This is a genomic window from Mucilaginibacter gotjawali (assembly GCF_002355435.1).
Classification (GTDB): domain Bacteria; phylum Bacteroidota; class Bacteroidia; order Sphingobacteriales; family Sphingobacteriaceae; genus Mucilaginibacter; species Mucilaginibacter gotjawali.
On record NZ_AP017313.1, the window covers coordinates 461,176 to 486,818 of the forward strand.

The window sequence follows — 25,643 nt, forward strand, 5'->3', positions numbered from 1 at the left end:
AGATTTAGAGGGGGCTTGACTAAAAGATGAAATGGAACGCAGAATTATATGACGACAAACACGACTTCGTATTTCAATACGGGGAAAGTGTTCTGGAATTGCTGGATGTAAAGCCGGGCGAGCGCATACTCGACCTGGGCTGCGGCACAGGTCATTTGACACAGGAAATTAAAGATCATGGCGCTGAAGTGGTCGGCATGGATGCTTCTGCGGAAATGATCGCGAAAGCGAAAACGAGCTATCCTGAAATTAATTTCTTAGTGGGTGATGCCACCGATTTTCATTTTGATCAACCGTTTGACGCAGTGTTCTCCAACGCTACGTTGCATTGGGTGCACAAAGCAGACGAGGCTATTAAATGTGTTTATGATAGCCTGAAAACCGGCGGTCGTTTTGTTGCCGAAATGGGCGGCAAAGACAATATGCTGCACATGATCGCGGCGACACAGCAGGTGCTCGAAAAATACGGTCACCATCAACTGGCGCAAAAGAAAATGTGGTATTTTCCTTCATTAGGAGAATATACCACGAAGTTGGAAAATGCGGGCTTCCGGGTAACATTTGCCGTTCATTTTGACCGGCCTACTTTGTTGAAGGATGGCAGGATCGGTGTTACCAAGTGGCTGAACATGTTTGGCCCTACTTATTTTGAGGGAATTGATGAGAGCGAAAAGGACCAGATATTATCAGAGATCACCGGTCTGCTCGAAAAAGACTATGAAGCGGACGGCAATTGGTACGCTGACTATGTACGGCTCAGGTTTGTGGCTGTAAAAGAGATGTGAGATATAAGACTTGAGATATGAGATTTTTCTTGGGTCTCCGTCAGTAATATAAAAATAAAATAAAAGCAATAACCGATGTCGGGTGCACGATGTGCGATTTTTAAAAATCTCATATCTCAAATCTCGCATCTAAAAATCTAAAAAATATGATACACGATCCAAACCGCGTTTATGTTTTCGATACCACGCTTCGTGATGGCGAGCAGGTACCGGGTTGCCAGTTAACTACTTCTGAAAAGATAGAGATCGCACGGGAGCTGGAAGCATTGGGGGTGGATATTATTGAGGCAGGTTTCCCTATTTCAAGCCCGGGTGATTTTCAAAGTGTTGTTGAAATCTCCAAATCAGTAACTCATCCTACTGTTTGCGCCTTAACCAGGGCCAACAGGGGCGATATTGATGTGGCCGTAGAATCACTCAGGTATGCCAAACACCCGCGGATCCATACAGGGATAGGTTCTTCAGACCAGCACATCAAACATAAATTCAACAGCACCCGCGAAGAAATACTGGCCCGCGCCGTTGACGCGGTAAAATATGCCAAAAAATCTGTAGAGGATATTGAGTTTTACGCCGAAGACGCCGGCCGTGCCGATGTTGCTTTCCTGGCGCAAATGATTGAGGCTGTTATTGCTGCCGGTGCTACCGTAGTAAACATTCCGGATACCAACGGCTATTGCCTGCCCGAGCAATATGGCGGCAAGATAAAATACCTGAAAGATAACGTTCAGAACATCGACAAAGCTATCATCTCCGTTCATTGCCATAACGATTTAGGCCTGGCCACCGCTAACTCTGTTGCCGGTTTACAATACGGCGCAAGGCAAATTGAAGGTACCATTAACGGTATTGGCGAACGTGCAGGAAATACCTCTATTGAGGAAGTGGTAATGATCTTAAAAACACACCCTACACTGGGATTGCATACCCACATAAATGCCCGTAATTTTTACGAGATCAGCCGGATGGTGAGCACCCAGATGCGGATGCCGGTACAGGCCAACAAGGCTATTGTGGGCAGTAATGCATTTGCACATAGCTCAGGCATTCACCAGGATGGTTTTTTAAAGAACCGCGAAAACTACGAGATCATTAAGCCTGAAGACGTTGGCTTCCCGAATGCCTCTATCGTGCTTACCGCACGCAGCGGCAGGCATGCCTTAAAGTTCCACCTGGAGCGGCTGGGCCATTCGCTGGATAAAAAAGAACTGGAGGACGTTTATAAAAACTTCCTTACCCTGGCAGATGTTAAACTGGATATAGATGATAACGACCTGCTAAGTCTGGTGGCTTACCGGTTAGTGAGACAATAGTGATGTGGAAATAACCCTTGATTTTGAATCAGCTTACGAACGGATAAAAGGGACGGTTAAACATACCCCCCTGATTTATAACGACCGATTATCTGAAAAATACGCCTGCGAACTTTATTTAAAACGCGAGGACCTGCAAACGGTGCGGTCCTACAAGCTTCGTGGCGCCTTTAACATGATCAGCCAGCTAACGGCTGACGAGCGGCACCGCGGCGTAGTGTGCGCCAGTGCCGGTAACCATGCACAGGGTGTTGCTTTTTCCTGCAATAAACTGAATATAAAGGGTGTTATCTTTATGCCGGAGATCACCCCGAAACAAAAGATCAGCCAGACCGAAATGTTTGGATGCGGCCATGTAGAGATTATTTTGGTAGGCGATACTTTTGACGACTGCCTGCTCGAAGCCTTAAAATATACTCAGGCCAATCAAATGACCTTTATCCCTCCCTTTGATAATTACAGCGTTATTGAAGGCCAGGGAACCGTCGGCGTTGAAATACTGGAAGACTTGCCGGATACCGAAGTGGTAGTGATGCCCATTGGTGGCGGCGGCCTGGCAGCCGGTGTTGGCACTTATTTGAAACAACAGAATCCTGATATTTTTTTAATCGGCGTTGAGCCCGGAGGTGCGCCAAGTATGCTGAAAGCCTTTGAGCACGGCGGCCCCGTAACGCTTCCTGATATTGACCGTTTTGTAGATGGCGCCGCAGTAAAAACCGTTGGTAAGTTAACTTATGATCTTTGCCGCAATGTGCTGGATGAAATGCTGCTGGTTGCCGAAGGTAAAGTATGCACCACCATATTAAAGTTGTACAATGAGGATGCCATTGTGGTTGAACCTGCGGGCGCCTTATCGGTAGCGGTACTGGATGAATGTAAAGAGCAGATCAAAGGCAAAAAAGTGGTTTGCATCATCAGCGGCGGTAATAATGATATAGCCCGGATGCAGGAGATCAAGGAAAAATCATTACTGTACGAAGGCTTAAAACATTATTTTATCGTTCGTTTCCCCCAAAGGCCCGGCGCATTAAAACTATTCGTAAATAATGTATTGGGCCCGCACGATGATATCACCCGCTTTGAATTCATCAAAAAATCTGAAAAAGAAAGCGGCCCGGCGCTGGTAGGTATTGAACTGCAATCCGCCAATGATTACCCCGCCCTGTTAAAACGCATGGAAGCCTATCGTTTTGATGTCATCGAACTAAACCGGGAACAGACTTTGTTTGAGTTTTTGGTGTAAGGTGCATAAAAACTGCCCTCACTTCCTGATAAAACCAAGTTTACTGGTATCCGCATTGCTAAGGTTTGGATAAATATCATCGGCAGTATTCGCAATCCCGTCCTTGCCGACTGAAAACAATAAATATTTATTTCCTTTTCGCTGGTATTGGTAGGTAACTGATTTTTTATTCCCGTTAATGGCTTGTGTAGGGTCGTCAATAGAAGTGAAACTATCTTTTGTTTGGATTTGTTGCAGGCTATCAGGATATGCTCCATTTTGTAGTTTATAAAATTCGATATCTTTCACCAGGTCATTTAGCTGGATTTGGGCGATGTTTGCAAAGCCGTCTTTTACGATACCGCTCGTTTGTACAAAATAAATCATCGAGCCATATATACCAATTGTTATAAGCATGCCAATAGCTCCCATGATAATATACACTTTATCCTTGTAATGAACGATACCTAATATGAGCACCACCAAACCTGCAAAGAAGCCTATGACCGGTATCAGGCAAAGTATCGCTACCAAATACCCTGGCTTAAAAGTAAAGGGTTCTTTTACCGGAACGCCTTTCGTGTTGGCGACACCGTTTTTAACAACCCTAAAAAAATGTTCGATCTCCTCCACGGACGAAAAACACCCAACAGGCAAAAGATAATAACCGCCAAACTTGGGGACAAGGTATATAAAGTTACCCGTTCTCCCCACTTGCCTGATGTCTTCATATCTCAAAAAAGTTGCCGGGCTTTCACCTGTAATCTCTATGCCCGAAGCAAATGGTTTGTACATTCTGAGGGCAGTTGGAGACACGATGCTGTCGTAAGCTTTTCTAATCCTCTTTTTCGATTCAAAATAGGGTATCCCGATAAAAAGCGGGGCTAATATGATCCCAAGAAATAAAAGATTTATTAAATAAACCGATGATATTGGCCTGAAAGCCGATAAAATAAGGCCCGCAATTATTAAAAACAAACATCGCTGAAGCCAATTTCTTCTTAAGCTGTAGTCCCTCCAAAAATCAATATGATCATATTCGGTTGTTTCAACTACAATTTCCATAGCTCAGGGTTTATTAATTTTATTTCTGCTCCTTCACCCCAATCAAAACACTTGTCCTGCCATCCTTTACATCGGGGTTAATACCTACGGTCATTAAAAACTTGCCGCTGTAGATGGCATTTGTGATGGATGACTGGGTGCCCGGGAATAAATTTACCTCGCTTATCGCATAGTTTTTATCCGGGTTAAGCCCTTTTAATTTAATGGGAAGTTTGCTGCCTGCCGCATACCGGTTATTCACCAGGTAATTGAACATAATGGCATTGGTTTTTGTAGTGTCGACATACATAATGGAGGCTACATCGTTTTCCATGGGATCCTGCAGGCGGTATTGGTCGCCGTGCCATATTGCTTCCGAAAACTCCTTGTAGGTTTTAACCGCATCCTGGCAAAATTCCAGTTCATCGGGTTTTAGTTTGCCAACCACAATATCAAAACCCAGTTTGCCCATCATGGCCACATCAACCCTGAATTTGATGGGTTCTTTACCCCAGTTGGTTACGTGGTTGGAGCTGGCCAGCGCCGGGTAGAAATAGGAATATTCCCATTGGATAAAGATCCTTTCCAGCGGTTCGGTATTATCGCTGGGCCAGTATTCGGTAAAATATTTCAAAGCGCCATAATCTACCCTGCCGCCACCGCCTGAGCACAGCATCATGGGCACTTTGGGGTATTTGGCGCGCAAACGGTCAAGCACTTTATACAACCCGAAAACATAATCCGTATAAAAATTAGACTGCTCTTTTTCATAAGCCGAATGCGCGTTATAGATCACCGAATTACAATCCCATTTGATATAAGCCAGGTCCGGATTTTTGACGAATAAGTTATCAACGACATTAAACACAAAGTCCTGCACCTTAGGGTTGCTCAGATCGAGCACCAGCTGGTTACGCATATAATATTCGGGGCGTTGCGGTTGCTTTACCACCCAGTCGGGGTGTTTTTCATAAAGTTCGCTTTTAGGGTTCACCATTTCAGGTTCTACCCAGATCCCAAACTTTACGCCGTCGCCGCTTGCGGCTTTAGTTAAAAAGGCGATGTTATCAGGCAGTTTGGCTTTGTTTTCCTGCCAGTCGCCCAAGCCCTGGTGATCGCCATTGCGGGAGTACTTATTGCCGAACCAGCCATCGTCCAATAAAAATAAATCGACGCCAAGCGTTTTGGTATCTTTTAAAATATCGGCCAGTTTATGCTCATCAAAATCAAAAAAAGTCGATTCCCAATTGTTCAGCAAGGTTAAACGCGGGCCTTCGCCATCCACAATTTTATATTTGCGGGCCCAGCTTTGCAGATTTCTGCTGGCCTCGCCTTTGCCCTTATTACTCAGGGTATAAACAAATTTCGGAGTGGTAAACTCTACACCTGGCTTAAGCACATAGGCGGAAGCATAGTTGTTGATGCCTGCGATCAACCGCAGGTTATTGGAAGGATCAACCTCAAAATCCATACGATAATTGCCGCTCCACTCCATATTGCCATATAAAACTTCTCCGTCATCCTCACCGGAAGGTTTGTTTAACGACACCATAAATACCGGCGGTTCAAAAAGATCAGCCCGGCTACCCAATTTGGAATCCAGCGTTTTGATACCATGATCAAGCTGTTCTTCTTCAGGTCGCATTTCCTGCGCCCAGTCGCCATGAAAATGTTTCAGCCAGTACGAGCCTGCCTGCAGGTAAAGATTGGCAGAGGCGTACTTGCGCAGCGTTACATCATGCTTTTCGTGATGGGTGATCACACTCCATTGTTCGGTAACATCTTCGTTAAAATAAGTCTGGTAGTTGAGGGTGACTTCGAAATCATAAACGGAGTCTTTCAGGCGGATGCTCAGCAAACTGACGTCGTCATTGATCCTCGTCACCAGGTGACTCACATATTTAAGGTCGAGCGACTGGTTGCCATCTGCATGGGTAACCGCAATGGCAGGTTCAAGCAGGTTGCGTGATCCGGCTGTTGTGTAGGCAGAGTTGTATCCTTCGGTATTGCCGTCAAGGCGAAAGGCTTTGGCCGTGGCGTTATATTCATTTTTATCAGAAAGCCTTTTGCCGAAATACACCGTATTCAGGTATTTTTCGGGGCTTACCTGTAATACCAGCGCGTTGTCCTTCGTCTCAACGGGGATGGTGATGGATTGCGCGTTCGCTGTTGAAATGCTTATTATTAAAAATAAAAGAGGAATTATCCCCTTCCAAGACGCATTTGAGTAGACTTTATACATGGTCATAAATTATTTTTAAGCAAAAAAACGAATTCAATATTTTAGTTCCCCTCTTGAGAGGGGGTGTGCAGGCTTGTGTTGTGGCAGGGGTGTGTTCACCGGCATGTTGGCTAACACACCCCTGCCCCCTCTCGAGAGGGGATTCGCACTGGGCCAGTTTGAACAGTACTTTTTAGGCACTAAAATATTCTAAATCAGTTTACATTAATTGGTATAGATAACACCGTCCTTCATCACAAGTTTAACCAGCTTTACAGCTTTTATATCTTCGGTCGGGTCGCCTGTAACAGCAACCAGGTCGGCAAGATAGCCGTTTTTTATATTGCCCAATTCTTTTAACCCAAAAACACCTGCGTTTACGGATGTTGCCGATCGCAAAACATCGATGGGTTTCATGCCGTACTCAACCATCAGCAGCATTTCGCGGGCATTATCGCCATGGGTAAAAACACCCACGTCGCCGCCCATGCAAATAGTAACGCCGGCTTTAAGGGCTTCGGTAAAAATATAATGCTTTTGTTTAACGCCTGCGGGATCGGGATCAATCCCTTTTTTCCAGCCGTGATAAGTTGCAATAGCTTCGGTTGCCGAAATGGTGGGGCAAAGGGCGATACCTTTCTCTTTCATCATGGCAAAAAGTTCGGGCGTACCTCCGTCGCCATGTTCAATGGTATTCACGCCGGCCAGGATAGCCCGCCGCATTCCTTCTGTGGTACCCGAATGCACGGCAACTGTCCTGCCGCTGCTATGGGCAACATCCACAGCAGTTTTCAATTCATCCAAAGTGAAAGTAGGTTCAGCGCTTTCATTAAGTCCCCAGCGGTAGTCTACATAAATTTTCACCACGTCCGCACCATGTCCTATCTGCGACCGCACAGCATGGGTAATGCCGTCAACGCCGTCCGCCTCTTCGGCGCCTTTTAATATATCCGCCTCGTTTACCAAAGCTTTCGGCCCATAGCTGCCTGTCGCCACTATGGCCCGGGTAGCTACCAGCATCCGCGGGCCGGGGATTATTCCCTTTTCAATAGCGGTTTTTAGGCCGACGTCATCATACCCCGCACCTTCGGTACCCAAGTCGCGAACGGTGGTAAAACCTGCAAGTAGCGTTGCTTTAGCGTGCATTACGGCGCGGGCGGTGCGTTCCGCACGGCTTTCGGTAAGCACCTGGTCGTTCCAGCTGGTTTCATTATAGGGATGAAGAAAAAGATGTGAGTGGCCCTCTATCATTCCCGGCATCAGGGTTGTGCCTTTTAAGTCGATTATTTTAGAAGAAGCCGGAGCGTTTACAGATGTCGGCTTACCAACTGCCTCAATGTGGTTCCCTTTTACCAATACCCACCATCCGGTATGCATTTGCTGCCCGTCGAAAACCCGGTCGGGCTTCAGCAGGGTATAACTATCTTCGGCTTTTGGCTGGGCGAAAACATGGACGAACATGAGCAGTATCGCCAAAAAAGAGAGTTGAAATGATTTCATTTTTATAAAGATAGAGGTTCCTTTAAAACATAAAAATTAATTTTATTTTCAGCCTGATGCAACCATTGTACCCCTCTTTCCATCTTACCTGTAAATTATATGTTTTTGGAGCAAACTTACCATATAGAAGAATTAATAAAACGATGCAAAGCCGGTGAGCGCAAAGCACAGGAATTGCTGTACAAGCAGTTTGCTTCGAAAATGCTGGGGGTTTGTTTCAGGTACGCCACCGACAAAATGGAGGCCGAGGATATGCTGCAAAACGGGTTCATTAAAGTGTTTCAAAAACTGGCCGACTATCGCGGTGAAGGCTCATTTGAAGGCTGGATCAGGCGCATTATGGTGCACAGCTCCATTGAGTATTACCGCAAGCACCATAAAATGATGCAGGTAGTGGATATTGAAGAAGCCGGCAGCGAAACGTCATCAAACCCGCTGGCAACGGCCAAACTGGCTGCAGAAGATTTGTTGATGCTGATCAGGCAGCTGTCGCCGGGATATCGCATTGTATTTAACCTTTACGCGATCGAGGGTTATTCGCATAAAGAGATTGCGGCAATAGCCGGAATAACGGAAGGCGCTTCAAAATCACAACTGTCGAGGGCGCGAAGTATATTAAGAGAACAGGTAATAAAATTGGAAGGAAAAAAATATGGATATGCAGGATAAGGAAATGGACGAGCTCTTCCGCTCGCAACTGGAAGGGTTTGAAATGGAACCATCAGCCAATGTATGGCCCGCAATAGCGGCTGAAATAAATCCGGCTAATAAAAAGACTATCCTGACGCCATTTTTAAGCGTTGCAGCCAGCATTGTTGTTTTGGTTGGCGCCGGTTTGCTTTTTATCCCTCAAAAAGAAGCTGTAAAAAGTAAGGGGCAAGTAACGCCGGTGGTTGTCAAGGCCCCACCTTCGGTAAAAAGGGTATCCTTAATAGCTGCAGCGCCGTTGGCAACATCCAAGCCGGTTATAGAGAACCGTATAGCCAACATAGCAATGGCATCGCATAAAAAAGCCGCCACTAACAGTATAGTTACAACGATTGACAGCAGCCCTAAGCCGGCAATAAATATTCAACCGGCGCAGCAGCAGGCAATCGCCAATGTGCCGAAACAACTGCCGGCCAGGGCCGTAGTGCCGGATAATGCAACACCGCTGATCGCTAAACAAGCCCCCGACCAGGTGACTGACTACATAGCTCAAGCCCAAATTGCGGCATTGCCGGTTAAGCCCGCTCAAAAGGATACAACTGCGGTAAAAACACGGCGCAGTATACACAGTTTTGGCGACCTGGTGAATGTGCTGGTAGCGAAGGTGGATAAACGCAGGGATAAAATAATTGAATTTTCGGCCGATGACGACGGCGAAAGCCACTTAACAGGTGTTAACCTGGGCATTATAAAAATTAAAAAAAGAGAATAAAAACGCCTTATACCGTAGTAATGGGTTTTAAACCCATTACTACGCAGGAAAAAAATTGTACACCATTTAATTTAATCATAAACATGAAACGTATACTTTTTACAGCAATATTGCTGGCAGGCACCGTATTGGCCTTTGGGCAAAACAAAACAGCAGATAGTACAAAAAATACAAAAGATTCCACCCGTGAAGATGGATTGAATTTCTCCGTAAATTTTCATGGACACCACAAGCGCGATACTACCAGTCACCACGAAGGGAGATACCCCAAAGCCTTTATCGGCATTACCTTTGCCAGGTTCGACCTCGGTTTGGCCACTTTGGTGGATAATGGCAGCTTTACATTGAAACCCCAAAACCAGTTTTTAAGCTATCGCCAATGGAAGACCAGCAACGTAGGTTTTGATGTGTTCCAGATGGGCGTGAAGCTTAACCCGCAGTTCAAGATCTTTATCTCCGGCGGCTTCGACTGGACACTGATCCGCCTGCGGAACAATATTACCATATTGCCCAACCAGCCGGTGTTAACTTATCGCCAGGATAGCATTGGTTACAGTAAGAACCGTTTTTCAGCCAGCTACCTGCGCATCCCCTTGTCATTTGATTTTCGCACCAAAATGGATGAACATGGCGAACGCTGGCATTTCGTCTTCGGCCCCGAAGGTGGCTTCCTGCTGGATGGTATGGTTAAACAGATCAGCTCCGAATTTGGCAAGAAGAAATTCTATGATAATTATCATTTTGCAACCTTCAGGTATGGTGGTTTCGCCAGGATCGGTTATGGCGACTTTGGGATCTTTGCCAAATACTACGCCAATGATATGTTTGAGAACAGCCCCGCGCAGGCAGGTTTAAAAGACTTTGCTTTTGGGTTTACGCTTGGGTTCTGATACAGAAAAAAATCCAGTAACTAATATAGAAAGGCCTTTATTGGCCTTTTTGTGTTTTTAGCTGGCCAATTGGGATTTAGTTGTAATGAAGGGAAATCGCTTTAAAATAACACGACCGAGAGGAGGCTCCTATGGAGCTATAATTTTCAATTTTATTCTGCTATAAACACGAGACTCCTCCGGAGTCTGACAGGCACTTTATTATTAGAGGCTGTATCAAAAGTCTATGAACTAAAAAGCAAGCGAAATAAAATTTGGACTTAGTGTTCTTAGTGAATACTTTGTGCCCTTTGCGGTTTGTTTTTTTACCACAAAAGGCACGAAGAAAGAACACTATGGCCAGAAAGACCTAACGGTTCAAAATATAATTTGGTTACCTTTTACATGGAGAGACTTTTGATACAGCCTCAACCTGTTTATAGAAAAAATTGGAATCGTTTTTAAGGCTCCATAGGAGCCTCCGCGTTAAAAGCCATTTTCCAGGCTGTAATTGCTATTTCAAAGAGAAAAAAAAATTAAAAATTTGAAAGGAAAAAATCGACTGATCAATTATTGATCAATATATCCTTCGCCATGATCATGGGTACGCTGATATATTTTTTCTCCATGTAGTTGATCACTTTCTCCAGCACGTCGCGGCTCTGCTGGTCCATACCCTGCACTTCGTCGGCAAAAACAGAATTAATGGCGGTATTGCGGATTTCCTTGATCTTTTCGGGTACCTGGCGCATAGCCACTTCAATGCGGCGTTGTTTTAGCTCCAGTAAAAAAGCGGATATATTATCGTTGATGATGGCTTCGGCGTCGCTAAGTTCTTCATAGCGTTCCTGCAAATTCTTTTTAGCAACTTCATTTAAGGAGTGCACCTCGATAAAGTTAACCGGGAACTGCTCCAGTACTTCCGGCGCAGTATCATTCGGAACGGCAAGGTCGACGATCGTTTTCCTGTCGGTTTCGCCATTCAGCAAACCCGCATATATTTCGGGCGTGATGATTGGCTCGACAGATGAGGTACAGGTAATGATGGCGTCAAACCCTTTTTTATAACTTTTTAATGCCTCCAGGTCAAACGCTTCCCCGTTAAGGTCAGCGGCCAGTTGTTTGGCTTTTGACAGGGTGCGGTTAAATATAGTGAAGTTGGTGAATTTATGCTTTTGAAGGTATTTTGAAAGATTGAGGTTGGTTTCGCCTGCGCCGATGATCAGTACGCGGGCATTCGTGCAAAGTTTCAGGTCCCTTAACTTTCGGTAAGCCAGCGAGACCACCGAAATCGGGTTCTTTGAAATATTGGTATGCGTATAAACCTCTTTGGCGGTTTTAACCACGCAGTTCATAAACATGCGCAGCCCGTCGCCGGTAAGACCGGCCTCGCGGCAGCTATCGTAGGCTTTGCGTAATTGCGCCAGGATCTCTTTTTCACCAACGATCAAACTTTCCAATGAGCAGGAAGTACGTAACAGGTGATCAAGGGCTTCGCGGTTTTCGTAAATGGCGGCGGCTTCTAAAAACGCGCTGGTAGATACAGGGCACAGGCCCATTTGCAGCGAGTACATAAATTGCTTTGCGAATTCTTTATCCACCACGCGGTCGGTAATCATCACAAACTCAACCCTGTTGCAGGTACCCAGGTAAAAAATCTCCGAAATGCCGAATTCCTGTTTAACCCGGTGAAGTTTATCTGTTAGATTTTCCTGGCAAATCACCAATTTTCCCAACTCCTTCAGCTCGATCTGTTTGTGCGTAAAAGCGATTACCTTTAGATACTTCAAAGCAATTTTAAAATTTAACCCGACAAAAATAATAGGATAAACAACATCACGTGTCAATACTTTGTCATACCGATGTATTTAGAATGATTACAAATTAAATCCAAAGCCTGTTTTTATCGTATTTATTTGGTGAAAATGCCCTTTTAAAAAATTTTATATCACAAATCATGCATAAACTTAAAAAAATAAGCCTCGTCATCATGGTAGTCGGCTATGGTGCAGCAGGCCTTAACCATTTCAGGAGCCCGGCTTCCTACATCAAAATAATACCGCCTTACTTTCCTCATCCTGAAATTTTGAATATTGCGGCCGGCAATTTCGAAATAGGTTTTGCCATCATGCTGCTATTCACTCAAACCCGCAGGCTGGCCGCATGGGGAATCATATTAATGCTGGTCGCTTTTTTACCGGTCCACATCAAAATGGTGATCGACGCACCGTTTATGCTCGGCGATTTAAAAGTAACGCCGTTTATTGCCTGGTTGAGGTTGGTGGTGCTACAGCCAGTGCTTATTTTATGGGCCTGGTGGTATACAGATTTTGCCGTGAAAGAGAAAAATTAGGAGTACATTCGACGGTTAATTTTAAAGAATGATATTCCATAAAGTTGAATACAAGCGGTATGTTAAACTGCGAATATTTGCCACCTTAATTGACTACAGTATCTATTTGACTATATTTTTCCTTTATTGCTATGTTTTTGGAGTAAAAAACCCGGATGGGGCAATGGAGGTTAATGGTTTGCCCGCCCTGCCACTTTTTATTTTTTGGTTTCTTTATTTTCCAGGCACAGAGGCCATTAACCAGGCAACACCCGGTCATGATATTTGCAAACTGATTGTTGTTAGAACTAATGGTGATAAAATATCATTTTGGGACGCCTTTAAACGAAGAGTAGTTGATCCAATAGATATAATGTTTTACGGGATACCAGCCTTAATTTGTATTTGTAATACACCAAAATTTCAACGCCTGGGCGACTTGCTTGCTGATACAGTTGTTGTAAAAAAATCAGACATTATAGAAACTGAAGTGACATTTTAGATCATGATCAAAAAACAATATTTTACCGTCCCCGGCGCTAAGGGCCGCGGCATGCAGATGGACCTAACTTTCGACGATACTTTAAAAAAAGCTCCCATGGTGATCTTCGCTCATGGCCTTAAAGGTTTTAAGGATTGGGGCTCGCATAACCTGGTGGCGCATTATTTTGCCGAAAATGGTTTCAGGTTTTTAAAGTTCAACTTTTCGCATAACGGCACAACCGTTGCCCATCCCACTGATTTTGCCGACCTGATCGCATTTGCGGATAATACTTTTACCATGGAGCTTGATGACCTTAATGCAGTAATTGATTTCGCCTGCGGCGGATCGGCAATGCCTTCGGAGCCATGGGTGTATTTGATAGGGCACAGCATGGGCGGCGGGCTAAGCATCGTAAAAGCAGCCGAAGATTTAAGGATAAAAAAGTTGGTTACGATGGCTTCTATTTCGGACTTCCGGAATTTGTGGGCGCCGGAAACAGAACCCCAGTGGCGCCTGCAGGGGATTACCTATGTGCTGAATAAACGTACAGGGCAGGAACTGCCTTTAAAGAAAACCCTTTTGGAAGACCTGGATAAAAACCCGGCCCGCCTTGACATCCCCGCGAAGGCAAAAGAGGTAAAACAACCCTGGCTGATCGTTCACGGCGATGCCGACCCTACTGTTGCATTAAGCTGCGCCGAAGAACTTAAAGCAGCGCAGCCTGCTGCAGAATTGCTTGTTATACCTGGTGCCGACCATACTTTCGGCTCCTCTCAGCCTTATTTGGGAACGGCCTTACCGCCGCTTTTAGAAGAGTTTTGCAGGCAGGCTGTCATTTTTCTACAAAAATAAACTCAAATTACATCCGTAAGCAAACAAATCCCGTTTATCGTGTTTAGTTCATCTGGCTTAATGTAACAATTTAGTACGATGCTTTTCTAATTTACGCTCTCAAAGGGTATATTTGATTGATTTGATAACAACATATGAGTTTAACCGGGGCTAGAAAAAAGGGTAAGAAATTCCTTAACCCAATACCTACCGATGAAGCCGGGTTCAGTAAAATGATCCCGATCCTGAAAGAATACTACAACAATAAGGCCGAAAACAACCCAAAGCAAACTATCGGCCCATTTAAAACCGACTTATCGGTTTACCAAACACCGCCCACAAGCGGTTTGCGGGTTACCCTGGTAGGGCACTCAAGTTTGTTGATCGAGATTGACGGCAAACGCATCCTCACCGATCCCGTTTGGAGCGAAAGAGTTTCGTTTTTGTCCTTCATGGGGCCGAAGCGTTTTTTTGAGCCACCGTTAGCGCTGGAGGAACTGCCTGCGCTTGATGCAGTGATCGTTTCGCACGACCATTACGATCACCTTGATAAAGCAACGATTAAGTTTTTTGCCGGTAAAAACATCCCTTTCTTTTGCTCGCTTGGCGTGGGCAGGCACCTGGAAAGTTGGGGCATGTTGAAAAATTTTATTACCGAGATGGATTGGGGTGATAGCGTAATGATAGGCGCGGATTGCGTGCTCACCGCGATGCCGGCAAGGCATTTCAGTGGCAGGGGCATCATCGGTCGGAATGAAACTTTATGGTCATCCTTTGTGATAAAGGGCAGTAAACACAATATATTTTTCGGGGCCGATTCGGGGTGGTTCCCGGGTTTTGAAGAGATTGGCAATTTATTCGGGCCGTTTGATTTGACCATGCTTGAAATTGGTGCATATGGCCAATACTGGGCTGATATTCATATGGGGCCCGATAACGCCTCAAACGCACACCTTGCATTAAAGGGGAAGATCATGATGCCCATCCATTGGGGGACCTTTAACCTGGCCCCGCATGCCTGGTATGAGCCAATAGAACGGCTGGTTGGCTACGCTAAAGAAAAGCATATTGAATTATTTGTGCCCGAGCCGGGTAAGCCGACTGAAGTAAAGCCGTACATCTCGGGGTGGTGGAAGAAGTATTTAAGCCCAGCCTCGTAACCACAATGTCATGATCTTAAGAATTTTAATATCGAACACCCAATAGCGAATGTTGAATAATGAAGTAAAAAAACTTCGGAGTTCAGTATTCAACATTCATTATTCGATATTAAATTTCTACAATTTTGCCCTTACAAAAAATGATCGAAGGTATCGCTCCTGATACCAAGACGTAAAGTTTCCAGCGGGATAACTTCGGCAGGTGCAATATTACCCAGATTTACGTTGGCGCCGATGAGCTTGATGAACCAAACCTGCTGCGCTTTTTGCGGCGCTTCCCAGATGATGGTTTCTTCGGGGATCTGTGTTAAGATCTCATCCACCAGGCCCTGGCGAACTTCGCCCGAGTCGCGGTAAATTCCTACATTGCCACTTTCGCGCGCTTCGGCGATCACCTTCCACGAGCCGGCCTCAATTTCGGCTTTCATCAGTTTAATCCATTTGTATGGTGCAAATATCTTTTGAACGTCCTTTGAGCCTACTTCCGAGATCACCGTTACCAGCTTGCTAAGCTTTTGGATGTATTCGCATTTTACTTCATGTTCAATTTCAATAGAACCATCTGATACTTCCACATACTCCATTTTGTATTTATCAAGGATGCGGCAATAGTCGTCAAACTGGTTCCGGATCAAAAATGCTTCAAATAAAGTGCCGCCAAAATAAACCGGGATACCGGCGCTGCGGTAGATATCCAGTTTTTCCTGTAATTTGGGCGTTACAAACGAAGTGGCCCAGCCCAGTTTAACAATATCGGTATGTGTACCCGCAACATCTATAAAATCTTCAACCTGCCGTAAACTAAGCCCTTTATCCATAACCATAGTTATGCCGCTGTTTCGGGGTTTCACTGCGCGCTCCGGAAGGTTATTCATCTGGTAATTCATAAATTCGGATTAGTTATAGACTATAACTAAAAGTTTTAATGGCAGCAAAGGTGTAAAAAAACCTGAAATTTTCCTAAAATTTCAGGTTTTTTTAGAGGTTAGAGATTAGTGATCAGAGATTAGTTAGGTCGATATTTGATTTTCTTCTAATCTCTGATCCCTAATCTCTAATCACTATTTCGTATACCTGTTAATAATATCAACAATCACTTTGTTTTTTTGTAGCTGAGGCAAATAATCAAACAGGATATAATGTTTTTCCGGGTCGGCTGAAAGGGCCATTTCCAGGTGGGTAAGGGCCTCGTTATAGTCGCCTTTGGCAAATAAATAAGCCACCATCCGGTAATAGAGTTCCGCTGCGTCCGGGTTACATTTTATAGCCTGTGCAATCACTTCTATCGCATCAACCAGGCGCTGCTGTTCGTATAATATCGACGAATAATCCAGCCAGGCATCCACATCAATAGGGTTAAGCTCAACCACTTTTTCGTAAGCCTGCTCCGACTCTTCCATATGGCCCAGTTTGTATTCCGCATCGGCAATGGCAAACCAGTAATCAGCATTGGCTATATCCAGGTCAAGCGCTTTTTTGTAAAAATGCAGCGCCTCAAAATAGCGCTCTTCAAAATCAAGCGTTACACCAATCCCAAACCACGCATCAGCCAGTTTTGGATCCATCTTCACTGATTTTTTGTAAAAAGCACGCGCGTCATCCATTTGCTCCAGCTTTTCGTAGCATTCGCCGATAGCGCAATAGGTATCGGCATTTGGTTGTTCGTACTCAAATGTTTGGCGGTAAACTTCTATCGCGTCAGCATATTTCTCCAGGTTTACCAGCGCATTGCCTTTATTAAAATAGGCTGATGCGAAATTATCCTTTATTAAAATGGCGTAGTCATATGCATCTATCGCCTTTTCAAATAAGCTTAATTTAGTAAAAGCATTACCAAGGTTATACCAGGCAGCATAGCTGTATGGTTCGTTATCAATATATTGCTGATAAAACGTAACGCTTTCCTGCTGGTTGTCCAAAACGTCGTAACAAAAAGCCAGTTCGTAAAGGGCATCCTGGTTTTCCATGTTTTGTTTCAGGCAAAGTTTGAGGTAAGTGATGGAAGTTTCATAGTCGCCCATGTTTTGGTACACATAAGCAATATGCAGCAAAACTTCATCAGTATCTTCAGCCAGTTCAAGCGCTTTTTCATAATTTTCCAGGGCTTCGCCATAGCGTTCCATACTTTCGTACAGGTTGCCGCGGATGATATAAATATCCGGATCCGAAGCTTCCAGCATAGCGGCTTTTTCAAGCGCGGCAAATGCCCCGGCCACATTATTGGTCACTACTAAAAGCTGGGCTTGTTTAATTAAAAAAACTGCGGCAAAAGGATGCTGGTTTCGGGCATACTCGGCTACCTGCAGGGCTTTAGGCGGGTCGTTTTTTTCGATATAATAGTCGATGATGTTCTCAAACGCCTGGGCATCAAAAAAGTACTGATCATGATTGCGAATCATTTCTTCGTACCGTTCTACCGAAAACTTTGCATCTTCGGTATAACCAAATTCAAATTCTTCTTCCATTCAATTTTGTTTCAGAACATATACAGTTAAGCCTTTAAACTCGCTCTATTGAACTTAACATGAGATTAAATTACAAGTATTAAACCTCCATTATACAATTTAGTTATCAACATTCAAACATTGTCAACACGATTAATTACAAAGCCCTGATAATTAATGCGAATGATTTTGCCGGCAAATGATGAGTTGATATAAATTGCCTTAAAGATTTTTACCTTTGGCAAAAGTAAACATATGAACTTTAATATTTCAGAAATTCTGAATCGTTTACACATAAACGACATAAACGAGGCTTTTAGTACGGGAAGCACCTGGGGAAGCAGCCCCTCGGCCGTTGTAAAAGAAATTGTATCCCCTGTTGATGGCCAAAAAATAGCCTCTGTTAAAATAGCCACCGGGGATAATTATAACCAGGTAGTTGAGCAGGCTGCAAAGGCCTTTATCAAGTGGCGTGCCGTGCCGGCGCCTAAACGCGGCGAAATAGTACGCGAAATTGGCAATGCGCTGCGCGAGAAAAAGCAGGACCTGGGTAAACTGGTAAGCTACGAAATGGGCAAAAGCCTGCAGGAGGGCTACGGCGAAGTGCAGGAAATGATTGATATTGCAGATTTTGCGGTGGGCCTGAGCCGCCAGTTATACGGTTTAACCATGCACTCCGAACGCCCAAGCCACCGGATGTATGAGCAATACCACCCTTTGGGTATTGTGGGCGTTATTTCGGCATTTAACTTCCCGGTGGCAGTTTGGAGCTGGAATGCTATGCTGGCCTGGGTTTGCGGGGATGTTTGTATCTGGAAACCCTCAGAAAAAACACCTTTAACAGCCATAGCCTGCCAGCATATAGCGCAGGAAATATTTAAAAAACATCATATTGACGAAGGAGTTAGCTGCCTGGTGATCGGCGACAGGGAAATAGGCGAACTGATGGCTAACGATACCCGTATGCCATTGGTTTCGGCTACCGGTTCCACCCGGATGGGTAAGGCGGTGGGTGCAGCAGTAGGGGCAAGGCTTGGCCGGAGCTTGCTGGAGCTTGGCGGCAATAATGCCATCATCATCACCGAAAATGCAGACCTGGATATGTCGCTGATTGGCGCTGTATTCGGCGCAGTAGGCACAGCCGGGCAGCGTTGCACCAGCACCCGCAGGCTCATCATCCACGAAAGTGTTTACGAAAGTTTTAAGCAGAAACTGGTGAGCGCCTACGGGCAGATAAAAATCGGCAACCCGCTGGATGAAAACAACCACATGGGGCCGCTGATTGATAAGGATGCAGTTCGCGCCTATCTTCAATCCATCGAAAAATGTAAAGCTGAAGGTGGAAAGTTTGTGGTTGAGGGCGGCGAACTATCAGGCGGGGAATATACTTCAGGATGCTACGTAAAGCCTTGCATTGCCGAGGTGGAAAATCATTATGCTATCGTTCAGCATGAAACATTTGCGCCGATATTGTATCTGATCAAATACAAAACGCTGGATGACGCCATAGCGCTGCAAAACGGTGTGCCACAGGGACTCTCTTCAGCTATTATGACAAATAATTTGCGCGAGGCAGAACAATTTTTATCCTGCGCAGGGTCTGATTGCGGGATAGCAAATGTCAACATCGGCACATCCGGCGCCGAGATCGGCGGCGCCTTCGGCGGTGAAAAGGAAACCGGTGGTGGCCGCGAATCGGGCTCCGATGCCTGGAAGGTGTACATGAGGCGCCAGACAAATACTATAAATTATTCAAAAACGTTACCCTTGGCACAAGGGATTAAATTTGATTTATAATTAGTTGATTGGTTGATTGAGTTGGATTAGGTTGATTAAGTTGAAAAACAAAATAACAACCACTCACTTAATCAACCACTCACTTAATCAACCTATAAAATATACATGCATAAACTAAAAAACTACGCCCTGGGCTCGATGTTATGCGGGGCGCTGCTATTCAGCCTGAACACTTTTGCTCAAACTGCTGTAAAAACAGAACCTGATCCGCCAAAGACATGGCACCAGATGGATTTAAAAGCTGATGGTTTTTATGGCGTGAGCCTTACCCAGGCCTACCAGTTTTTAAAAGGCAAAAAAAGTAAAACCGTTGTGGTAACCGCCATTGACAGCGGTATTGATACAACACAAAATGACCTTAAAAGCATTTTATGGACAAACCCAGTGAAGACTGACCCTTACGTTGGCGATGTGCATGGCTGGGATTTCTTAGGCGGAAAAGATGGAAAAGTAGATTACACGGAAACCACCGAAGAAGTACGCCAGTATTATAAATTGAAAGATAAATATGCCGGCACAACTACCGCGCCTGCCGGGCAGGAAAAGGAATTTGCATATTGGCAAAGTGTAAAAGCTACTTACGATACCACCTTTAACAAAGCCCAGGCCGAAATAAAGGACCTTACAATGGAAGTGAATGTGCTTTCGGCAACGAATTATTACATCAAAAAAGAGCTGAAACTTCGGTCGGACCAAACGTTTAATAAAGCTGATCTTGAAAAGATCACCACAACCAATGATACCCTTGTACAAAGCAAAACCGTTTGGCAATCGGTATTTACACAAATTGGGGAGAGCACCGATAATGCCAAGGTACTGAAAGACCTGACTGAATATTATGCCAAACAAAATAACACGGTAAACCCCGACCTGGATGCCCGTGCAAAAATTGTAGGTGACGACCCCGATGTTAACGACGGCAAGCCTTATGGCAATAATATTTTGAAAACACCGGATTGCTCGCACGGTACCGGCGTTGCCGGCCTGATAGGTGCGGTACGTGGTAATGGCTACGGGATTGATGGCATTGCAGACAATGTTCGGATCATGTCGATAAAAGCGGTACCTAACGGGGACGAATATGATAAAGATATCGCCAATGCCATCCGCTTTGCGGTTGACCATGGCGCAAAAGTAATTAACATGAGTTTTGGTAAAAAACTCTCGCCGCATAAGGATTGGGTGGATGCCGCGTTTAAATACGCTGCTGCACATGATGTACTGCTGGTAATGGCATCAGGCAACGACGGGCAGGATATGGACGCGAAGCCCGAATTTCCAAACGATACCTACCTGGATGGAACGACTACTGACAATGTGATCAGCGTAGGCGCCTCGGGCCCCAAGCTGGGTGAAAACCTTGCAGCCGATTTTAGTAACTATGGCAAAAAAAGCGTGGATATTTTTTCTCCGGGTGTTAAAGTAACCTCGATTGATATGGATGCCGAATTTAACACGGCCGACGGTACCAGCTTCTCGTCGCCTATTGTTACCGGGATTGCCGCATTGATTTTAGAATATTACCCCAACCTGACCGCAAGCCAGGTGAAACATGCCATTTTAGCATCAGCAACACCGTTAACCGGCACCATGGTGGTTAAACCGGGAGATAAAACCCAAAAAGTTGATTTTGCATCGCTTTCAAAAACCGGCGGTATCGTAAATGCCTATAAAGCGTTGAAAATAGCTTCAGAAATGAAGGGTGAGCGAAAGGAATAAAAATTGGCAGTTCAATTGTAAATCAAAAAAGCGAGGTTTTTAAAACTTCGCTTTTTTTTATACGCCCCGGTACTGTTTTTTTATCCAGACCGGGAATAAAAAAAGTGGTTTGGTGATTTTTGCCAGGAGTTTTTCCCTTACACCGTAAAATTATTGTGCTAAAATCATCACAAATTGCAAATCACACATCATTGCTTATATTTGCGTTCGCAAAAAAGCATTATAGTATAACAATGAGAGAAATACAATTCAGAGAAGCGCTTCGTGAAGCTATGTCCGAAGAAATGCGTAAGGATGAGAACATATACCTGATGGGTGAAGAGGTTGCCCAATATAACGGCGCCTATAAAGTAAGCCAGGGCATGCTTGATGAATTTGGTGAAAAAAGGGTAATTGATACCCCCATCTCCGAAGCTGGATTTGCAGGGATCGGTATAGGGTCGGCAATGAATGGTTTAAGGCCGATCATTGAGTTCATGACCTTTAACTTTTCATTGGTGGCTATCGACCAGATCATCAATGGCGCTGCCAAGATCATGTCGATGAGCGGTGGCCAATTCTCGGTTCCAATCGTTTTCCGCGGCCCAACAGGTAATGCAGGTATGCTAAGCTCGCAGCACAGCCAGTGCTTTGAGAACTGGTACGCCAATTGCCCGGGCTTAAAGGTAGTGGTACCTTCAAATCCCTATGATGCTAAAGGCTTGTTAAAATCATGTATTATTGACCCTGATCCCGTAATTTTTATGGAATCGGAATTAATGTATGGCGATAAAGGCCCTGTCCCAGAAGAAACTTATTATATCCCCCTGGGCAAAGCCAATGTCACTAAAGAAGGATCAGACGTAACGCTGGTTGGTTTTGGTAAAATAATGAAAGTGGTAAACGCAGCAGCCGCCGAGCTTGAAAAAGAAGGCATCCATGCTGAAGTGATTGATTTGCGTACTGTGCGCCCTATCGATTATGATACCGTGATCACTTCCGTTAAAAAAACAAACCGTTTGGTTATTGTTGAAGAAAGCTGGCCTTTAGGCTCGATAGCTACCGAAGTTGCCTTTAAGGTACAGAAAGATGCTTTTGATTACCTGGATGCACCGGTATTGCGCATTATGGGCGGAGACGTTCCATTGCCATACGCACCAACATTGATACAGGAATACCTTCCGAACCCTGAAAGAGTGATCAAGGCGGTAAAAGAAGTAATGTATGTTACTAAATAAGTTGATTGGGTGAATGGTTGATTGAGTTAGACTAAGTTATATGAATATTATAACGAGTTGGCTGGCAAAAGAAACTGGTTGTTTCAACTCACGAACCTAATCTAACTTAATCCAACATAATCAACTTAAAATATAGACCTGCTATGCAAATAGCAGGTTTTTTTATTACTTTACGTTTTTAAAAACTACCTGTTATGAAAAAATTAGCTTTAAAGCCGGTGTCCGGCCGGTCAATACTTTTGGTAGCAGCTATCTGCCTGGGTACACTGGGTGTTATGGCGCAGGCACCTGCAAAAAAGGCTGCAAAAGCGCTTGTTGCACCTGCTGCGGCAAAACCAATAATTGCTCCTAAATCAGTACCGGCCATTATAGATGCTTTTTTTAAAAAATATAAAGACAAAGGTGCAGATACGGCCATCGACTACCTTTTTGGTACGAATAAATTATTAGCTAACCTGCCTCAGCTCCCGGTTTTAAAAGCCAAATTGGATTCACTGCCGATATCAGCGGGTAAATACATGGGGCATGAATTGATCGCACAAAAAAGTGCGTCGCCAAGTTTATTTTTCTACAGCTATCTTGTCAAATTCGAAAATCAGCCATACCGCTTTACGTTTATGTTTTATAAACCAGGGAACGAGTGGGAGCTATACCGGTTTAAATATGATGACCAGCTGGATTCGGAACTGGAAGAGGCAGGAAAGATCAATAATAAACACCCGTAGGGACACAAAATATTGTGTCCCTGCAATATTTCCCCTCCCCAATAAATCTTATTGGGAAGTTCAATAAATATCCATAATTTTAGTGAACCATTATAAACCCGTTCGGCTTCAATAGAATGCCTTGCGGACTTATTTCTTTTTATAACCAAATTAACTAATGATGATGACTAAAAAAATGATCCTCAACGGCGTTCGCCTTGTTGCGGGCTGCTTGCTTGTTGTTTTATGTTTAGGTGTAAGCGCTTTCAAATTTGCAGGACACCTGGCGGTTGCTTCAGTCCCCGGAAAAATTAAAAATGCAGTAGCTGACAGTGGGTGGCGGCAGCTTTTTAACGGAAAAAACCTGGACGGGTGGAAACAGGTTGGTCCGGGCTCCAGGTACGTTGAAAACGGATTGACCGGCAGCCATGGCGGAATGGGCCTTTGCTACTGGACGAAAGAAAAGTTTGGCGATTGCGTGATCCGTATTGTTTATAAAATGCAAAAAGAAAACAGCAACTCCGGTTTTTTCATCCGCATACCCATTGAACCGCGCGAAGCCTGGATGCCTGTGTTTTATGGGTATGAGGTACAGATCGACAACCATCCGGAAACCTCCGGCGAAGATGACTACCATGTTACCGGTACTTTGTATTCACTAACCAAACCACATGCCAAACCCGGTAAACCCGGCCCGCAATGGAACGTGATGGAAATAACGCTGGATGGCGCACGTACCATCGTCAAAGTAAACGGCGAACTGGTGACCGACTATACAGAAGGCGACCCTACCCCCGAACGGAAGTTTGATTTCGAACCATTCCGTGGTTTAAGGCCAAATTATGGTTATATCGGGATGCAGAACCATGGCGATGATGACATTGTATTTTTTAAAACGGTTGAGGTAAGGCCGCTTCACCTTCAATAAATTAAATTGACATGGAAGAAAATAAAAACGAAACACCAAAAAACACGATAAGCCGCGGCGATTTCATTAAAAAATCAGCGCTGGCAACAGCAGGCTTTTATATAGTGCCACGCTTTGTTTTAGGCGGAAAAGGTTATACAGCACCAAGCGATAAATTGTACATTGCAGCGGTAGGAACCGGGGGCGAGGCCGAAAATGATATACACCATTATGCCACCGCGCCAAAAAAGAATGCAGAAATTGCTTTTTTGTGCGATGTGGACGAGCGCCCGGGCATGCAGCGGATGAAAGAGTTTCCAAAAGCGAAATTTTACCACGACTGGCGCGAAATGTTTGATAAGGAGCATAAGAATTTCGATGCGGTTACTGTGGCTATTCCTGATCATAACCACGCCATCGTTGGCCACAGCGCTATGCAGATGAAGAAACATTTATATCTGCAAAAACCTTTAACACATGATATTTACGAGGCCCGCGTATTAACCGAAGCCGCAAAAAAATACCAGGTGGTTACCCAAATGGGCGACCAGGGCGCCTCATGCGATGGCATGCGCACCATGCGCGAATGGTTTGAAGCCGGCCTGATTGGCGATATTGAAAAAGTTTATTGCTGGACCGACAGGCCCGTTTGGCCGCAGGGCATTTCATGGCCGGCATCAAAACCACCGGTACCTAAAGAACTGAAATGGGACCTGTGGCTGGGCACTGCAAACTATGTTGATTACATCGACAACCTCGTCCCCTTTAACTGGCGCGGGTGGTGGCAATTTGGCACAGGGGCTTTGGGCGATATGGGCTGTCATATCATGGGCCCACCGTTTAAACTGCTTGAACTGGGTTACCCCACAGAAATATCAGGTAGTGCCAGCACGGTTTATACAGGCATTTTTAAAGAGGGTGTATTCCCTGAAAGCGGGCCGGTTTCCAGCTCCATCAAATTCAATTTCACCCTAAAAAATGGCAAACTGCTTGACCTGTACTGGATGGATGGCGGCATTACGCCCGAGCGCCTTGCAGAACTAGATCCGGACGTAAATATGAACGAGGCGTTAGGTGATATCCCAAGTGAAAATGATTTTGAGGGATGTACGCTGTTCATTGGTACCAAAGGAAAAGTATCCTGCGGATGGGGTGGCAGCCACCCCAGGTTGTTGCCGCTTTCGCTGAACAAAGATGTGCATGTGCCTGAGAAATATCCGCGCATAGAAGGCGGCATGGACGGCCACTGGTGGCAATGGGTGGATGCTGCAATAGCAGGTTATGGTAAAATGGAAGTGGATTCGCCTTTTGAAGGCTATGCCGGCCCGCTTACCGAAACTGTGTTGCTGGGTAACCTTTTACTGCGCAGCTTTGATATCCAGGAAAAAATAAAACGCAACGACCCTGTATACGGGCAAATGGAAGGCCTGAAATTCAGCGGGCGGTACACAGGTTTAAAATGGGATGGCGCCAATATGCGGGTAACCAATTACGAACCCGCCAACCAGTTTATTCGCCGTACCTACCGCGAGGGTTGGGGCGACCTGAAGTTATAACTCTTTTTTACCCCGGTGATTTGCTCATCAATCACCGGGGTGCATTTTAAAGGGCTGCAATATCAATAGCATAAGCTGACACGGATCAAACAATCTAAATTCGTGATATTCGTTTCAA

General features: G+C 44.8%; 22 protein-coding genes. 16 read left to right on the forward strand and 6 right to left on the reverse strand.

Annotated features, from left to right (window positions below):
• Positions 1-26: 26 nt before the first annotated feature.
• The 3 genes from MgSA37_RS02090 to ilvA all read left to right on the forward strand — a co-directional run bounded on the left by MgSA37_RS02090 (position 27) and on the right by ilvA (position 3,341).
• Entirely contained in the window at positions 27-785 is a 759-nt protein-coding gene (locus MgSA37_RS02090; protein ID WP_096349621.1) for a class I SAM-dependent methyltransferase, read from the forward strand.
• Positions 786-931: 146 nt separating this feature from the next.
• Complete coding sequence (locus tag MgSA37_RS02095; RefSeq protein WP_096349622.1) at positions 932-2,098, forward strand: 2-isopropylmalate synthase; 1,167 nt, start codon at positions 932-934, stop codon at positions 2,096-2,098.
• Positions 2,099-2,102: 4 nt separating this feature from the next.
• Positions 2,103-3,341 carry a threonine ammonia-lyase IlvA gene (ilvA, locus tag MgSA37_RS02100; RefSeq protein WP_096349623.1) on the forward strand — a complete coding sequence of 413 codons (1,239 nt, stop codon included), beginning with the start codon at positions 2,103-2,105 and terminating at the stop codon, positions 3,339-3,341.
• 18 nt (positions 3,342-3,359) lie between these two features.
• Here the strand turns inward: ilvA and MgSA37_RS02105 are convergent, their stop codons facing one another.
• From MgSA37_RS02105 to MgSA37_RS02115, 3 genes are all read right to left on the reverse strand, one after another.
• Entirely contained in the window at positions 3,360-4,385 is a 1,026-nt protein-coding gene (locus tag MgSA37_RS02105; protein ID WP_096349624.1) for a type II secretion system protein GspG, read from the reverse strand.
• Between the two features lie 19 nt (positions 4,386-4,404).
• Positions 4,405-6,606 (reverse strand): alpha-galactosidase, encoded by a 2,202-nt coding sequence (locus MgSA37_RS02110; RefSeq protein WP_096357195.1) that lies wholly within the window; start codon positions 6,604-6,606, stop codon positions 4,405-4,407.
• Between the two features lie 204 nt (positions 6,607-6,810).
• The gene (locus MgSA37_RS02115; protein WP_096349625.1) at positions 6,811-8,085 is read right to left on the reverse strand and encodes a metal-dependent hydrolase family protein; all 1,275 of its coding nucleotides are present in this window, start codon (positions 8,083-8,085) and stop codon (positions 6,811-6,813) included.
• A 99-nt stretch (positions 8,086-8,184) separates the two neighbouring features.
• Here MgSA37_RS02115 and MgSA37_RS02120 point away from each other — a divergent pair, with 99 nt between their 5' ends.
• The 3 genes from MgSA37_RS02120 to MgSA37_RS02130 all read left to right on the forward strand — a co-directional run bounded on the left by MgSA37_RS02120 (position 8,185) and on the right by MgSA37_RS02130 (position 10,395).
• Positions 8,185-8,754, forward strand: coding sequence for an RNA polymerase sigma factor (locus tag MgSA37_RS02120; RefSeq protein ID WP_096349626.1), 570 nt, complete (start codon positions 8,185-8,187; stop codon positions 8,752-8,754).
• Positions 8,738-9,505 (forward strand): hypothetical protein, encoded by a 768-nt coding sequence (locus tag MgSA37_RS02125; protein ID WP_096349627.1) that lies wholly within the window; start codon positions 8,738-8,740, stop codon positions 9,503-9,505. The genes MgSA37_RS02120 and MgSA37_RS02125 overlap by 17 nt, the downstream gene beginning before the upstream one ends.
• Positions 9,506-9,588: 83 nt before the next feature.
• The gene (locus tag MgSA37_RS02130; protein ID WP_096357197.1) at positions 9,589-10,395 is read left to right on the forward strand and encodes an outer membrane beta-barrel protein; all 807 of its coding nucleotides are present in this window, start codon (positions 9,589-9,591) and stop codon (positions 10,393-10,395) included.
• Between the two features lie 545 nt (positions 10,396-10,940).
• Here the strand turns inward: MgSA37_RS02130 and hemA are convergent.
• Positions 10,941-12,164, reverse strand: a complete 1,224-nt coding sequence (hemA, locus tag MgSA37_RS02135) for a glutamyl-tRNA reductase (RefSeq protein WP_096357199.1) — start codon at positions 12,162-12,164, stop codon at positions 10,941-10,943.
• A gap of 167 nt (positions 12,165-12,331) precedes the next feature.
• On the opposite strand from hemA, the gene MgSA37_RS02140 reads away from it, so the two are divergent.
• The 4 genes from MgSA37_RS02140 (at position 12,332) to MgSA37_RS02155 (ending at position 15,181) form a co-directional block, all read left to right on the forward strand.
• Positions 12,332-12,727 carry a DoxX family protein gene (locus MgSA37_RS02140; RefSeq protein ID WP_096349628.1) on the forward strand — a complete coding sequence of 132 codons (396 nt, stop codon included), beginning with the start codon at positions 12,332-12,334 and terminating at the stop codon, positions 12,725-12,727.
• A gap of 28 nt (positions 12,728-12,755) precedes the next feature.
• Positions 12,756-13,208: an RDD family protein gene (locus MgSA37_RS02145; RefSeq protein ID WP_096349629.1), complete on the forward strand. Its 453-nt coding sequence runs from the start codon at positions 12,756-12,758 to the stop codon at positions 13,206-13,208.
• A gap of 3 nt (positions 13,209-13,211) precedes the next feature.
• Positions 13,212-14,042, forward strand: coding sequence for an alpha/beta hydrolase family protein (locus tag MgSA37_RS02150; RefSeq protein ID WP_096349630.1), 831 nt, complete (start codon positions 13,212-13,214; stop codon positions 14,040-14,042).
• Positions 14,043-14,176: 134 nt separating this feature from the next.
• Positions 14,177-15,181: an MBL fold metallo-hydrolase gene (locus MgSA37_RS02155; protein ID WP_096349631.1), complete on the forward strand. Its 1,005-nt coding sequence runs from the start codon at positions 14,177-14,179 to the stop codon at positions 15,179-15,181.
• Positions 15,182-15,312: 131 nt separating this feature from the next.
• Here MgSA37_RS02155 and MgSA37_RS02160 read toward each other — a convergent pair whose 3' ends face one another.
• Both MgSA37_RS02160 and MgSA37_RS02165 read right to left on the reverse strand, forming a co-directional pair.
• A complete protein-coding gene (locus MgSA37_RS02160) occupies positions 15,313-16,068 on the reverse strand; it encodes a phosphosulfolactate synthase (RefSeq protein ID WP_096349632.1) in 756 nt (251 codons plus the stop codon).
• A 174-nt stretch (positions 16,069-16,242) separates the two neighbouring features.
• Complete coding sequence (locus MgSA37_RS02165; protein ID WP_096349633.1) at positions 16,243-17,646, reverse strand: tetratricopeptide repeat protein; 1,404 nt, start codon at positions 17,644-17,646, stop codon at positions 16,243-16,245.
• A gap of 234 nt (positions 17,647-17,880) precedes the next feature.
• Between MgSA37_RS02165 and amaB the strand changes: the two genes are divergently transcribed.
• From amaB to MgSA37_RS02195, 6 genes are all read left to right on the forward strand, one after another.
• The gene (amaB, locus tag MgSA37_RS02170; protein WP_096349634.1) at positions 17,881-19,422 is read left to right on the forward strand and encodes an L-piperidine-6-carboxylate dehydrogenase; all 1,542 of its coding nucleotides are present in this window, start codon (positions 17,881-17,883) and stop codon (positions 19,420-19,422) included.
• A 105-nt stretch (positions 19,423-19,527) separates the two neighbouring features.
• Positions 19,528-21,141: a S8 family serine peptidase gene (locus MgSA37_RS02175; RefSeq protein ID WP_096349635.1), complete on the forward strand. Its 1,614-nt coding sequence runs from the start codon at positions 19,528-19,530 to the stop codon at positions 21,139-21,141.
• Between the two features lie 233 nt (positions 21,142-21,374).
• Positions 21,375-22,358, forward strand: a complete 984-nt coding sequence (locus MgSA37_RS02180; protein WP_096349636.1) for a pyruvate dehydrogenase complex E1 component subunit beta — start codon at positions 21,375-21,377, stop codon at positions 22,356-22,358.
• Between the two features lie 194 nt (positions 22,359-22,552).
• Complete coding sequence (locus MgSA37_RS02185) at positions 22,553-23,083, forward strand: hypothetical protein (protein WP_096349637.1); 531 nt, start codon at positions 22,553-22,555, stop codon at positions 23,081-23,083.
• A gap of 157 nt (positions 23,084-23,240) precedes the next feature.
• The gene (locus MgSA37_RS02190) at positions 23,241-23,990 is read left to right on the forward strand and encodes a 3-keto-disaccharide hydrolase (protein WP_197706068.1); all 750 of its coding nucleotides are present in this window, start codon (positions 23,241-23,243) and stop codon (positions 23,988-23,990) included.
• Positions 23,991-24,001: 11 nt separating this feature from the next.
• Positions 24,002-25,525, forward strand: coding sequence for a Gfo/Idh/MocA family protein (locus MgSA37_RS02195; RefSeq protein WP_096349639.1), 1,524 nt, complete (start codon positions 24,002-24,004; stop codon positions 25,523-25,525).
• The last annotated feature ends 118 nt before the right edge of the window (positions 25,526-25,643 follow it).